Origin of the sequence: Mucilaginibacter ximonensis, assembly GCF_042686265.1 — a bacterium.
Taxonomy (GTDB): Bacteria; Bacteroidota; Bacteroidia; order Sphingobacteriales; family Sphingobacteriaceae; genus Mucilaginibacter; species Mucilaginibacter ximonensis.
In genome coordinates, this window is sequence record NZ_JBHUPD010000002.1 from 603,825 (window position 1) to 617,579 (window position 13,755).

The window sequence follows — 13,755 nt, forward strand, 5'->3', positions numbered from 1 at the left end:
AATAGAATTAAAACTAAAAAAAAGTTTAAAAAAAAATTCTGCCGTTTTTTTGAAGACTGATCCGCTGCGCAAAAAGCAAACAAAAACCTGTGTATGTTATTATAATCCTATTAAATAACCACATATCTTTATAATAACATCCAAGCCTCTGCATGAAGCCAAAACAGTATGATGCCATAGTTATAGGCGCCGGCCAGGCCGGACTTCCCTTAGCCAAAAAGCTGGCTAATGCCGGCAAAAAAACCATCTTGATAGAGCGGCGTTGGGTTGGCGGCACCTGCGTAAATGATGGTTGTACGCCAACCAAAACCTGGGTAGCCTCGGCAAAGGCGGCTTACATGGCGGCAAGCAGCGCTGCCTTAGGTGTCAAGATCAAAAGCTATAAAGTGGATCTGGGCCTAATTAAAAAGCGCAAGGACGATATTGTGATCAACGCCCGCAAGGGCAGTACCAAGGCGGCCGAAGAAACGCCTAATCTGGAGCTGATATTTGGCGAAGCCGAATTTACTGATGTTAAAACTATTACTGTACGATTAAATGACGGCGGCACCAGGCTGCTAAAAGCCGAGTGGATTTTCCTGAACGTGGGCGCCCGTACATTTATTCCGGACATTGAGGGCTTGCAGGATATAGATTACCTTACTTCAACTTCTATTTTAGAGCTGGATAAAGTGCCGGACAATCTATTGGTGCTGGGCGGCAATTATATTGGTTTGGAATTTGGGCAGATGTTTCGCCGGTTTGGCAGCAAAGTAACTGTTTTGGAACGATCGGCAAGATTGGTACCGCGTGAGGATGAGGATATCTGTGCCGAGATGCGAAAGCTCCTCGAACTGGAGAATATCAATGTACAAACTGGCTCACAAGCGGTAAAATTTAAGCAAAACAAAAAAGGCAAGATTATAGCCACTATCAAAAATGCCGGACACGAAAAGAAAGAAAAGTTCAGTCATGTGCTGGTTGCTGCCGGCAGGGTGCCAAACAGCGACACGCTGAATTTAGCCAAAGCCGGGGTTAAAACGGATGAGAAAGGCTATATCAAAGTAAATAGCAAGCTTGAAACTAATGTTAAGGGAATTTATGCTTTGGGCGATGTAAAAGGCGGCCCTGCCTTTACGCATATTTCTTATAATGACTATACCATCGTCTATAGAAATCTCATAGAAAAACATAATTATAATACTAACGACAGGCCACTACCCTATTGCATGTTCACTGATCCGCAATTGGGGCGCATCGGTATCAGCGAGCATGAGGCTAAAGAACAGGGCTTAGACTATATAGTTGCCAAATTGCCAATGGCCCATGTGGCCCGGGCTGTAGAGACTGGTGATACCCGGGGCTTCATGAAAGCCGTTGTCGACCGTAAAACTAAAAAAATACTGGGTGCGGCTATTCTGGGCCAGGAGGGCGGCGAGATCATGTCGGTACTGCAAATGGCAATGGAGGGCGGCATCACCTACGACAGAATCAGGTATTGTGTGTTTGCGCACCCGCTGTATTCCGAGTCGCTCAATAATTTATTTATGCGTGTTGAAGACTAATGATCAAGGTTGAGCATTTAGGCAAATCGTTCGGTAAAACTAAGGCGGTCGACAATATTTCATTTGAAGTTGCCGAAGGCGAAAACCTCATTTTGCTGGGAACCAGCGGATGCGGCAAAACCACGACGCTTAAAATGATTAACCGGCTTATTGAGCCTGATAAGGGCAAGGTGTTCATCAACGGCAAAAACATCCTGGACCAGCAGCCTGAAATGCTGCGACGGGGCATTGGCTATGTCCTGCAAAATAACGGGCTGTTTCCGCATTATACCGTCGCCGAAAACATTGCTATAGTAGCCAGGCTTTTAAACTGGGACGAAAAGCAGATCAAACATCGCGTTAGCGAATTATTAGAAAAATTGCACCTGGATAAGAAACACCTGAGCGCTTACCCCAACGAGCTAAGCGGCGGCCAGCAGCAACGCGTGGGCCTTGCCAGGGCCTTGGTTACCAATCCACCGGTTTTGTTAATGGACGAACCCTTTGGCGCGCTAGATACCGTAACGCGCTCCAAAATTCAACAGGAATTTAAAGACCTTGACGAATTGAAGCGCAAAACCATCATCATGGTAACGCACGATGTGCAGGAAGCTTTTGAACTGGGCGATAGCATCTGTTTGATGGACAAAGGCAAAATTGTTCAAAACGGTTCGCCGGCCGAACTGCTGTTTAAACCGGCTAATAGTTTCGTTAAGGATTTTTTGAAAGAGCAAAGGTTGCAGTTGGAGTTTAAGGCGATTAAACCTCCTCTGCCTTCATCGGCCGACGGAGGAACTTTTGAATTACGGGGTAAAGTATTGCCGAACGATTCAAGTTTGTGGTTTTTATTAGAGCAATTGAAATTTACTCGGTCAGAATATATATCTGTACATGATGCACAACATAAAGAGGTGGGCAGACTTAGTTTTGAAGACCTGATGTCGGCATTTTATCAGTATAAAAAACAGCAAAGCACATGAATGAGCAGCAACTAAACCTCTGGCAGTTCATGGCACAGCAAAGCGATAAGCTGTTAACGCAAACGCTGCAGCATATCGGGTTGACGTTTATCTCGCTGATCATCGCCGTGCTGATTGGTTTACCTTTGGGGATTTTCATTGCGCGCAGAAAAGCCTTTTCGGGGCCGGTACTGGGTGTAGCGGGTGTATTACAAACCATACCGAGCATTGCGCTTTTGGGGTTTATGATACCGGTTTTGGGCATTGGCCCAAAGCCTGCTATTGTAGCGCTTTTGTTATATGCGCTGCTGCCTATTATCAGAAATACGTTTACGGGCGTTACAGGCGTTGATAGTAGCGTTAAAGAGGCTGCTATAGCCATGGGGATGAACAAATGGCAATTGCTCTTTAAAGTTGAATTGCCGTTGGCTATGCCCGTTATTTTAGCCGGCGTCCGCACAGCAACGGTAATCAATGTAGGTGTGGCTACGCTGGCATCGTACATCGCTGCCGGCGGTTTAGGTGAATTTATATTTGGCGGGATATCGCTCAACAATACTAATATGATTTTGGCGGGAGCTATCCCTGCAGCTTTGCTGGCTGTTTTGTTTGATTTTTTGCTGTCAATGCTACAGCATCTAAATCTTAAAAAGCTAAAGGTTGCCGCCAAAGTGCTGCCGGTTATTGTGGTACTTATGGCTTGCTTTTATTTTATTCCATCAGCCTATGGCAGCAAGCTGACAGCAGGTTTTACGCCCGAGTTTATGGGCAGGCAGGATGGTAACCTGGGCCTGCGCAGCAAATACGGATTAAAAATACATACGATCGTAATCAGCGATGCGGTGATGTATAAAGCAGCCTTTGAGAAAGAACTTGACGTCATTAGCGGCTACTCAACCGACGGCCGCCTGAAAGCCTATGACCTGGTGGTTTTGGACGATGATAAAAAGATCTTCCCGCCATATTACGCGGCGCCCATAGTACGCGAGGATGCCTTAAAAAAATTCCCGCAACTGGAGCCGACACTCAATTTACTGGCCGGCAAAATAAATGATAGTGTCATGACCGACTTAAACTATCGCACCGACTATCTTCACCAAAGCCCTGAACGGGTGGCAAAAGATTTCCTGGTGGCACACAATCTACTTAAACCGTCGCGCGAAGGGCATGCAGGCACAGTACGCATCGGCTCCAAAATATTTGGCGAGCAGTATATTCTGGCCAGTATGTATAGTATGCTGATAAAAGGTTACACAGACTACGATGTGGCTACCAAAACCGGCCTGGGGGGCACTAAAATTTGTTTCGATGCCATGACCAATAACCAGATCGATCTGTATCCAGAATACACCGGCACGGGCCTGCTGGCTATTTTGCAACCAGCGCAACGGCAAATTGATGAAGTAACCGGCGACAAGCAAAAGACCTATAATTATGTAAAGGCCGAGTTTGAGAAACGATACCAGATTAAATGGCTACAACCTATTGGGTTTAACAATGCTTATGCTTTGATGATGCGCAGAAAACAAGCTGCTCAATTGGGTGTTAAAACTATATCCGATTTAAAACAATACCTGGAAACCAAATAAACCAATGGAGTTATTAGACCGTTATTTTAAAGTCAGAAAGCATACCGAGGCTATTTGCAGCCATTTGCAAACCGAGGACTATGTGGTGCAGCCTGTGGTTGATGTCAGTCCGCCGAAATGGCACATTGGCCATACCACCTGGTTTTTTGAGACGTTTATTCTGAAGCCGTACTTTATGGGTTACCAGGATTTCGACCCAAACTATAACTACGTCTTTAATAGCTATTACGAAGCTGTGGGCAACCGTGTAATCCGTACAGACCGAGGTAATTTGAGCCGGCCAACGGTAATCGACATTTATCGCTACCGCGAATATGTGGACGATGCCATGACCGAGTTTTTATGTAAAGAGCCATCGGCACAAATTCGCGAACTTATTGTGTTGGGTTTAAACCATGAGGAGCAACATCAGGAGCTGCTATATACTGATATCAAGTACATCCTGGGGCATAACCCGCTTTTCCCGGCCTATGATAGAAATTATATATCGCCCAAGGTAAACCATAGTGACGCTGATTTTATTAAAATGGATGAAGGCGTTTACGAAATAGGGTTTGAAGGCGATGGGTTTTGTTTTGACAACGAGCTTAATCGACATAAAGTATATCTGAATGCTTATGAAATTAGCCCCAATTTGGTAACCAATGCGGCGTATCTGGAATTTATACAGGCCGGTGGTTATCATGATTTTCGCCACTGGCATGCCGAGGGTTGGGATTGGGTGAAAAATAACAAGGTGGAGTCGCCAATGTATTGGCACTTAATTGACGATGAATGGCATGTATATACCTACCACGGGTTAGAGCCATTGAAAATACATGAGCCGGTTTGCCATATCAGCTATTACGAAGCCTATGCTTATGCCAGCTGGAAGGGTCTGCGCCTGCCAACCGAATTTGAGTGGGAAGCTGCTGCACCAAAATTTGAATGGGGCAAGGCCTGGGAGTGGACCGAAAGTTCATACCTGCCCTATCCCGGGTTTACCAAAGCCGCCGGCGCCATTGGCGAGTATAATGGCAAATTTATGGTTAACCAAAAAGTGTTGCGCGGGGCGTCAGAAGTAACGCCGCCCGGGCATAGCAGATTAACTTATCGTAATTTTTTCCAAACCGGCCTGCGCTGGCAATTTACTGGCATAAGGCTTGCTAAGTAATTTATCCAAACCATTTACTTATAATGAACCAACCTGCTGTCCAAACCAAACCAGTGGCGGCATCTAAAAGTAAAACAGATACGTTTTATACAGATGTTATCAAGGGCCTGCGCTCCACGCCAAAGCGCTTACAGTCAAAATATTTTTATGATGCTGTAGGCGACAAGATTTTTCAGGAACTGATGGATTGTCCTGAATATTATCCAACCAATTGTGAGCTGGACATATTTGCCAATAAAACACCTGAATTGGCCAAAGCGGTAATTGGCGATGGTGACCCTTTTGATTTGATAGAGTTGGGCGCAGGCGACGCAACAAAATCATCATATCTGCTAAGGCATTTACAGCAGGAAAAGATGGACTTTACTTACCTGCCAATAGATATATCTACCAATACCATTAACTACTTAACGGTAAAACTTCCTTTGGCTATTCCGGGGCTAAGAATGACGGGCCTTAACGGCGAGTATTTTGATATGCTGAAAAAAGCGGCATCATTATCTAAACGCCGCAAGGTGGTATTGTTTATGGGCGGCAATATTGGTAACATGCCGGTGGCCGAGGCAACTGCTTTTTGTGCCGAATTGCGTAAACATTTATCGCCGGGGGATATGGCACTGATTGGTTTCGACCTGAAAAAAAATCCAGAAACCATTCTCAGGGCCTATAACGATTCAAAAGGAATCACCAAACGATTTAACCTTAATTTGCTGGAGCGTATTAACCGCGAGCTTGAAGGCAATTTTAACATTGAGCAGTTTGATCATTATGCTATGTACGACCCGGAGACCGGTGCCTGCAAAAGCTACCTGATCAGTTTAAAAGACCAGTTGGTAAATATTGGCAAAGAGACCGTGCGCTTTATTAAAGACGAGTATATCTACATGGAGATATCTCAGAAATTCACGGTAATGCAAACCGACCAGATGGCTGCTAACACCGGCTTTAAACCAACCGACAGGTTGTTTGACAGCAAAAAATGGTTTGTGGATACAATTTGGGTGGCTGAATAAATTATATTAAAACAGGATAAAAAGGGAGTGCCTCAGGGTGACACCTTATATTTTCTTTGAATACTTCTTATCGCGCGGCGTAAACTACCGGAGCTTGATTGGTTTTTGCCGGAGCTTTTATTTTGCCAAAATGCGGGCAGCCACAGTCTTTTTTAAAGATACCGCATGATGTTGCGCTCAACAGTAGCCCAAGGCCAACCAGAATAAATTTAGTTTTGATCATATTTTTCACAGCCCCAATTCATAACTAAGATACAAACTTTATCGGCAAACACCGGTTGGTTTTTAAACGTATCTGCAACGTAAAATGTTATTAAACCAATAAGGCTCACCAAACGGTGAGCCTTTATATTTTTAGCGGATTGGTTATGATTAAGCGCCAACCAAAGCCTTATAGTCATCGGCAGATAATAAGCCGTCAACATCAGATGGGTTAGCTACGGTAACTTTTACCATCCAGCCTTCGCCAAACGGGTCAGAGTTTACCAGTTCAGGCTGGCTGTCCAGAGCCTTGTTAACCTCTGTAACGGTACCGGTAACCGGCATAAACAGGTCAGACACGGTTTTAACCGCCTCAACGGTACCAAATACTTGTTCTTTACCTACTTCTTTACCAACGGTGTTAATGTCTACATAAACAATATCACCTAATTCGCCCTGGGCAAATTCAGTAATACCTATGGTAGCAACGTTACCATCTAATTTAACCCATTCGTGGTCTTTTGTGTATTTCAGTTCAGCAGGAAAGTTCATATATCGTTAATTTTAATTAGTCAAAAATAATAAAAGTTTGCGCATCATGGCATATATCAGCTAACAATTAGTATTTTTAGTAAAACTTGCTTCCAACATCGGAACAGGATTTGTTACCAATTATTAAACGCCCGGTTATGAATAAGAAATTGCTGCTCTTGATTGCACTCTTTGCAAGCTGCCTGCTACAGGCATGCCATAGCAATACCGATAATCAGGACAACGATGATACCGCAGCGACAACCTCACAAGACACGTCAAAAAACTCAGACATACGCATAGGTGGCGACGATGTTAAATTTATAACCGATATGGCCGAGGCTTGCCTCATTGAAATTAAAATTGGCAATATGGCCAAACAAAAAGGGTCAGACAAAAGGGTTAAAAATTTTGGAGCGATGATGGTAAAGGATCTTACCAAAGGCCGGCAACGACTGGACTCGCTGGCTAAACTAAAAAAAATAACGCTTCCTGATTCCATCAGCTGGAACAATCAGGGCCCTGTTAATCAGCTTGCGCAAAAAACCGGTAAAGATTTTGACCGCGCCTACCTGGAAAAAATGAGCGCTGATTATCGTAACGCAATCGCTCAGTTTGAGCATACTGCCAATTATGCTTACGACCCGCAGATCAAAGCCTTCGCCAACCGTCATTTAATGACCGTTAAACGTCACCTGGATTTGATTGATGCAATAAATTCGACATTAAAATAATCATGCCGATATATTTCAGCCTATTTTTTGCATAAGCCTTGTTAAACACCTAATTTGGCACAGCAATACATTAACATGGCATCACCTATAGTTACCGGCTTATTGGCTTACGGCATGTCGGGCCGTGTGTTTCATGCCCCATTTCTGAGCACCAACCCTCAGTTTAAAATGAAAGCAGTGGTTGAGCGTAATCAGAAAAAAATGGCTGAGCATTATCCGGATATAGTGAGCTATAATTCTGTTGATGAGATTTTAGCTGACAGCGAAATTGAGCTCATCATTGTCAATACGCCCAATTTTACCCATTTTGATTTTGCCAAACAAGCGCTTAATGCCGGTAAACACGTGCTGATTGAAAAACCGGCCGCGGGTAATGTTGCCGAGATACAGGAGCTATTTGATGTAGCGCGTTCAGTAGGAAAAAAAGTATTTTGCTACCAGAACCGCCGTTGGGACAGTGACTTTATGTCGCTCAAAGCGGTAATTGATAGTGGGCGCCTGGGTAAACTGACCGAGGTTACTTTGCGGTATGATCGCTACAAACCACAACTTAACCCAAAGCCGTTTAAAGAAACCAAAGACACCCCAATAAATGGTATCGTATATGAACTTGGTCCGCATTTAATTGATCAGGCCATTTATCTGTTTGGTAAGCCGCTTAGTTTTGAAAAGCTGACTACCATTCAGCGCGAACTTTCTGAAGTGCCTGACTATGTGAATTACCGCCTCACATACCCTGCCGGTTTAGTGGTATACCTAACTTCGGGCTTACTGATACCCGACCAGTTGCCGGCCTTTGTGGCGCATGGCAGTATTGGCAGCTATAGCAAATACCGCTGCGATGTACAGGAGGAGCAACTAAACCGGGGCATGCTTCCAACCGATGAAGCTTACGGTGTTGAACCGGCCGGCATGGAAGGGAAATTGGTAACCGTTGGCGTTGACGGCGAGAAAAGCATAGAGTTTATGCCGTCGTTAAGAGGAGAATATTTTAAATTATTTTACGCGGTGTATCATGCAATACGTGAAAACGCGTTATATCCGATAACAGAAGAACAAATGGCCTGGCAGATGGAAATGCTGGAAGCCTGATAGCAATACGAGATATGAAGAAATTGATCTTATTTTTTAGCTTTATAATAGTTGTTTTAAGCTGCAATGCACAAAATGAAAAACCGGGCGCTGCTATACCGGGCTACAAAATTTTAAAAACGGATAGCACCTGGGCCACGCCTGCAAATTTAAAGCACAAGCGCACCGTGCTGATCTATTTTTCGCCCGATTGCCCGCATTGCCAGCACCTGACAATGGAAATGCGCGAAAAAATGAAACAGTTTGGCGACGCACAGATCCTGATGATTACCTGGTCAAACAATTACGACATTCGCGCTATTAAGAGCTTTGTTAAAGAATTTAATCTTAAAAAATATCCTAATATTATTGTAGGTACTGAGGGTTACAGTTACCTGATCCAAAAATACTACGGGATACAGACAACTCCTTACATTGCTGTTTTTAACGCAGATGGCAAACTGTCAAAAGCTTTCCGTAAAGCACCCGAAAAAATAGATACGCTTATTGCCGCTGTTAAGGCAGCTAAAAGTTAACAGCTAAACTATTGTTGCTGCTGTTGCTGCATTTGTATCATTTCCAGGTGGCGCTGGTAACTGTTTTTGGCGACATGATCAACGGCCGGTTTGATAACCGCATAGGGTACCTCGGTAACCACATCCTCTTTAACGATAACTTTATCATCGTCCATTACCACTGAAACTTCCAGCCGGTGACCGGAGGAGCCTTTGTATACTCCTTTAACCGGCGAGCAATCCATAAAATTGCGACCCACCGCCAGGCGGATATGATTCTCATTGGCGATGATGTTGTTGGTTGGATCAATACCGAGCCAGCCATAATCAGGAATATAAGCTTCGGCCCACGCATGGGTGGCACCTTCGCCACGCATGCCGTTTTTGTCAGTACAGATATAGCCGCTTACATAACGTGCCGGGATTCTTATTAAACGCAGCATTTCTGTAAGAATATGGGCAAAGTCCTGGCAAACGCCGGCTTTTAATTTCCATATTTCGGTGAGTGTTGTCTCAACAGATGTTACCCCTTTGATGTAATTGAAATTTTTGTAAACATATTCACAAAAGCGTAATGCAACCTGGTAAGGCGTGTCGGCAGTGCCCTTTAAATCTTCAACCAGTTGTTTTAGCTCATCTGCCCCCTCAAAATATTCCTGGCGTAAAAAGTCAATGTACGGCACCATGTATTGCAGCGGCTTCAAATCTTCCCATTGCTGTGCCGGGAAAATGTCATTGATGGGGAAAGGCCTATGTTTTGTACTTACCAAAATTTTTGACTTGATAACCAATTCAGTATGCGGTAAAGCATAGGTAAAGCTGCCTACCTCGTTACCGTAGTAGTCGATATGTCTATCTATTATCGGGTTACCGGTAACGGTGATTTCCTGCTTTAATACATCCTGATACTCGTCCTTGATAGGGAACAAGATAATCTGATTGGCGCTGTCGCGCGCAGGTGCATCGTAGACGTAACGCGTTATATGTTGTATCTCAAATTCAGGCATTTTAGTGAATATTTTAGCCCTCCCTACAGGGGAGGGTTTGGGTGGGGCTAACTATTTGCAAAATAATGTTCATTCAGCGCATTGGCAATACCATAAAGCTCGCTGCGTATCTGTGTTAAAAACTCAGGTAAGCCCTCCTGGCGTATGGTTTTTACAGAGCTGTATTTAATACGGCTTTGCAGGCGGCCAATCTTAAAAGTCATATCCCTGAAATCTTCCAGGTTGGTTTCATTCTTTAATCGCTCAAAATAACGCTGAATATTGTTTACCGAATAAATTACTGATCGCGGGAAATCATTATTTAATACCACCTGCTCCAATACATTTTCTGCCTCAAAGCCTTCACGATAGGTTTTCAGGTAAAGTTCATATCCGCCCAGCGAAAGGAGCAGGTGTTTCCAGTAAGTAGTATCCGTTAATAAATCCGGGTTCTCATTGATTGAGCCAAATTTGGTATCCAAAATATCTACCGACTGTATCGCGCGCTCCAGGTATTTGCCAATGTTCATAAAACTTCGGCCCTCGCCGCGTTCCATCGTAATCTCCACAGTACCGTAATAAAGCATAACCTGTTTAATAAGCACATCGAGTACACTTATAGGGTCCTCGCGTTGCAATGCGCGTTCTAATTTGGGATCTTTTACGGTATGGTAATATTCATTAAGGCATTGCCACAGGTCTTTGGTAATATGCTCCTGTACGCTTCGGGCATTCTCGCGCGCCAGCGTGATGATATTTAAAACAGAGTTGGTGTTGTTTTTGCCCATCACCATATATTTTAATACCGCGCGGCTATCATTGCCCAGGGTTTCGCCCTCCTCGTCGTTACCTGCAAAGATCCTGACCACGGGCTCCCAGGTAAACTCATGTATAGCATCCTGCGACGAAGCGTAATTAATCTTCAGCATCCGCAACATACCGTCGCTACGTTCAATGTAACGGCTTAACCAATATAAACTTGCTGCTACTCTACTTAACATTAGCTATTTGAATCATGAACACCCAATGCTGAATATCGAATTTCGAAATTTAGATAGCAACCATCTACTTCATTATTCATCATTCAATATTCGGTGTTCGATATTATTTAATCATTCATCAGCACATACGCGCATTTGCATATCTGCACATCTATCTACGCCAAAACCCACGTATCCTTACTGCCCCCGCCTTGCGAACTGTTCACTACCAGCGAACCTTCCTTGAGCGCAACCCTGGTTAATCCCCCCGGGACGATCTCGATACCATCGGGCCCGTAAAGGGCATATGGGCGCAGGTCAATACGCCTGGGCTGTAATTCGCCCTGCATATAACATGGCGCTGCCGACAAACTGATAGTTGGCTGGGCAATGAAGCTGCGCGGTTCTTTAATTATCTCTTTTTTATAATCGTCAATCTCCTCTTCTGACGCGGCGTGTCCCATCAACATGCCGTAGCCACCGCTGCCGTTGGTGCGTTTCACAACCATTTTATTCAGATTTTTGAAAACGTGCTCGCGCTCGTCGTCATTTCCTAATTGGTAGGTGGGCACGTTTTTTAGTATGGGCTCTTCGTTCAGATAGTATTTAATCATTTCGGGCACATAGGTATATATGGCTTTGTCATCGGCCACGCCATTGCCTATGGCATTTACTATTGCGACGTTGCCTTTGCGATAAGCCCCCATAATACCGGCAACACCCAGCATACTTGACGGGTTAAATACCAGCGGGTCAAGATACTCATCGTCAACCCTGCGGTAAATTACATCTACCTGCTGAAGGCCCACGGTAGTTTTCATGTAAACTTTATGATTGTTTACCACCAGATCGCGCCCCTCAACCAATTCAACACCCATCAAGCGGGCCAGTGTAGTGTGTTCAAAATAAGCGGAGTTATAAATGCCCGGGCTTAACAATACTATGGTTGGGTTGGCAATCTGCCTGGGCGACAGGGCCATCAGGTTTTTGTGAAGAATAGATGGGTATTCCGTAACACTGCGTACCCCGCATTGCGGCAGCAGATCAGGAAATAAGCGTTTGGTAATTTCCCGGTTCTCCAGCATATAGCTTACTCCTGAAGGTGTTCGCAGGTTATCTTCCAGCACATAAAAAGTACCGTCATGATCGCGTATTAAATCGATGCCTGAAATGTGTATATAAATATCATAAGGTACCTGTAGCTGATACATTTCCCGCAAAAAGTGCGGGCAAGAGTAAATAATATCTATCGGCACCACACCATCTTTAATAATAAACTGGTTGTGATAGATATCCTTTAAAAACAGATTAAGCGCTGTAAGCCTTTGTTTGATACCCTTTTCTACAAAGGCCCACTCGGCAGCGGTAATAATACGCGGAATAATATCAAACGGAAAGATTTTTTCAATCCCCTCGCCACTATTATAAACGGTAAACGTAATGCCCTGGCTCATAAAAAGCCGCTTAGCCAGGTCCTCCTTTTTGTTCAGATCTTCGGCACTCTCTCTTGAAATATATTCAATTACTTTGCGATAATGATCGCGAACATTAGAATCGGGTCCGTACATCTCGTCCCAAACCCCGTTTATAGGGTTGTATTTATCAAAATATGCCGACTCTTGCATTGAATTTTCAGGTTAAAATTAAATCTTATCGCTTGTTTTGATAAGATTGATGTAATATATGAACACTTTTAAATTATTTGCAAGTTTTTTTGAATAATTTGTAATTTTCTTTGCGTGTTTATAAAAATTTAGTAATAATTAAATGTTAATGGTGGTTTTTGATGTCTTTTAATCATCAATTGCAAGAATAACAAATCGAATCTGATAATGTTATATTTCATTCACTACAAGTTTGGCCATCATCGCATAAAAAAATAACCCGCCATAGGTCGGGTTATTTGTAAGGAAAATTCAAGTCTTTGCTCAATATCAAGGGCAAGTGTTCACAGGAATAACGATTTCTAAACCAACAGTCCCTTGACCAGGTATGCTAACTGTAGCATCTATTGTCGCATCGGTTATTGATAAAAATGGATTTGCAAACGCTACTGCTGTTAATCCGGTTATGGTAGCCGGATTATTACCCATTGAACCGCTGAGGTTGCAGTCGTAGGTTGTCCACGTTACAGACGATCCGGAAGGGAGTGCAGGACTTATTGACAAAGTGTCCTTGAGAGACGGATGATTCGCGCAAAGATAACCTCTGCTGTCTATTATTTGATAATCGACAATTTTTTTAGCTTTTACGTTTTTGGTAGTAGTTTTTTTTGAGGCGATAGGTTTGTTCTTAGTAAAACCTGAACCAATAATTAAAAACAAAGCCAATAATGGCAAAAGCCCCAGTAAAATTTTTGGATTTTTCATGATGTAAAAAGATTTAGTTAATGATTTAAACAATATAAGAATATTAACCAGTATTTCAAAATCTTAATCAATTAAGATTATCAACGTTTGTTGGTTTCGGTTTGGTTATATTTTTAAACAAGCCGGTAATC

14 protein-coding genes are annotated in these 13,755 nt (G+C 43.5%); 8 read left to right on the forward strand and 6 right to left on the reverse strand.

Annotation, left to right across the window (positions count from 1 at the left end):
* The first annotated feature begins 152 nt into the window (after nt 1-152).
* Genes ACFS5N_RS10220 through ACFS5N_RS10240 form a run of 5 tightly spaced genes read left to right on the forward strand, consistent with a single transcriptional unit; the run spans nt 153 to nt 6,237 of the window.
* Nucleotides 153-1,544, forward strand: a complete 1,392-nt coding sequence (locus ACFS5N_RS10220) for a mercuric reductase (protein WP_377184968.1) — start codon at nt 153-155, stop codon at nt 1,542-1,544.
* Complete coding sequence (locus ACFS5N_RS10225; protein ID WP_377184970.1) at nt 1,544-2,503, forward strand: ABC transporter ATP-binding protein; 960 nt, start codon at nt 1,544-1,546, stop codon at nt 2,501-2,503. The genes ACFS5N_RS10220 and ACFS5N_RS10225 overlap by 1 nt, the downstream gene beginning before the upstream one ends.
* A complete protein-coding gene (locus tag ACFS5N_RS10230; RefSeq protein WP_377184972.1) occupies nt 2,500-4,071 on the forward strand; it encodes an ABC transporter permease/substrate-binding protein in 1,572 nt (523 codons plus the stop codon). The genes ACFS5N_RS10225 and ACFS5N_RS10230 overlap by 4 nt, the downstream gene beginning before the upstream one ends.
* A 4-nt stretch (nt 4,072-4,075) precedes the next feature.
* On the forward strand, nt 4,076-5,224 hold the full coding sequence (gene egtB, locus ACFS5N_RS10235) for an ergothioneine biosynthesis protein EgtB (RefSeq protein ID WP_377184974.1): 1,149 nt from the start codon (nt 4,076-4,078) through the stop codon (nt 5,222-5,224).
* A 23-nt stretch (nt 5,225-5,247) separates the two neighbouring features.
* On the forward strand, nt 5,248-6,237 hold the full coding sequence (locus tag ACFS5N_RS10240; protein ID WP_377184976.1) for an L-histidine N(alpha)-methyltransferase: 990 nt from the start codon (nt 5,248-5,250) through the stop codon (nt 6,235-6,237).
* 67 nt (nt 6,238-6,304) lie between these two features.
* Here the strand turns inward: ACFS5N_RS10240 and ACFS5N_RS10245 are convergent, their stop codons facing one another.
* Nucleotides 6,305-6,460 carry a hypothetical protein gene (locus ACFS5N_RS10245; protein WP_377184978.1) on the reverse strand — a complete coding sequence of 52 codons (156 nt, stop codon included), beginning with the start codon at nt 6,458-6,460 and terminating at the stop codon, nt 6,305-6,307.
* Between the two features lie 149 nt (nt 6,461-6,609).
* Nucleotides 6,610-6,990, reverse strand: coding sequence for a glycine cleavage system protein GcvH (gene gcvH / locus ACFS5N_RS10250; protein WP_377184980.1), 381 nt, complete (start codon nt 6,988-6,990; stop codon nt 6,610-6,612).
* A 137-nt stretch (nt 6,991-7,127) separates the two neighbouring features.
* Here gcvH and ACFS5N_RS10255 point away from each other — a divergent pair, with 137 nt between their 5' ends.
* From ACFS5N_RS10255 to ACFS5N_RS10265, 3 genes are all read left to right on the forward strand, one after another.
* A complete protein-coding gene (locus tag ACFS5N_RS10255) occupies nt 7,128-7,703 on the forward strand; it encodes a DUF4142 domain-containing protein (RefSeq protein WP_377184982.1) in 576 nt (191 codons plus the stop codon).
* A gap of 75 nt (nt 7,704-7,778) precedes the next feature.
* The gene (locus ACFS5N_RS10260) at nt 7,779-8,795 is read left to right on the forward strand and encodes a Gfo/Idh/MocA family oxidoreductase (protein ID WP_377184983.1); all 1,017 of its coding nucleotides are present in this window, start codon (nt 7,779-7,781) and stop codon (nt 8,793-8,795) included.
* A 14-nt stretch (nt 8,796-8,809) separates the two neighbouring features.
* The gene (locus ACFS5N_RS10265) at nt 8,810-9,310 is read left to right on the forward strand and encodes a TlpA family protein disulfide reductase (protein WP_377184985.1); all 501 of its coding nucleotides are present in this window, start codon (nt 8,810-8,812) and stop codon (nt 9,308-9,310) included.
* A gap of 8 nt (nt 9,311-9,318) precedes the next feature.
* On the opposite strand, the gene ACFS5N_RS10270 is transcribed toward ACFS5N_RS10265, so the two are convergent.
* The 4 genes from ACFS5N_RS10270 to ACFS5N_RS10285 all read right to left on the reverse strand — a co-directional run bounded on the left by ACFS5N_RS10270 (nt 9,319) and on the right by ACFS5N_RS10285 (nt 13,624).
* Nucleotides 9,319-10,296, reverse strand: a complete 978-nt coding sequence (locus ACFS5N_RS10270) for a transglutaminase family protein (RefSeq protein WP_377184987.1) — start codon at nt 10,294-10,296, stop codon at nt 9,319-9,321.
* Nucleotides 10,297-10,343: 47 nt separating this feature from the next.
* Nucleotides 10,344-11,276, reverse strand: coding sequence for an alpha-E domain-containing protein (locus ACFS5N_RS10275; protein WP_377184989.1), 933 nt, complete (start codon nt 11,274-11,276; stop codon nt 10,344-10,346).
* A 155-nt stretch (nt 11,277-11,431) separates the two neighbouring features.
* Entirely contained in the window at nt 11,432-12,880 is a 1,449-nt protein-coding gene (locus tag ACFS5N_RS10280; RefSeq protein WP_377184991.1) for a circularly permuted type 2 ATP-grasp protein, read from the reverse strand.
* 309 nt (nt 12,881-13,189) lie between these two features.
* On the reverse strand, nt 13,190-13,624 hold the full coding sequence (locus tag ACFS5N_RS10285; RefSeq protein WP_377184993.1) for a hypothetical protein: 435 nt from the start codon (nt 13,622-13,624) through the stop codon (nt 13,190-13,192).
* Nucleotides 13,625-13,755: the final 131 nt, after the last annotated feature.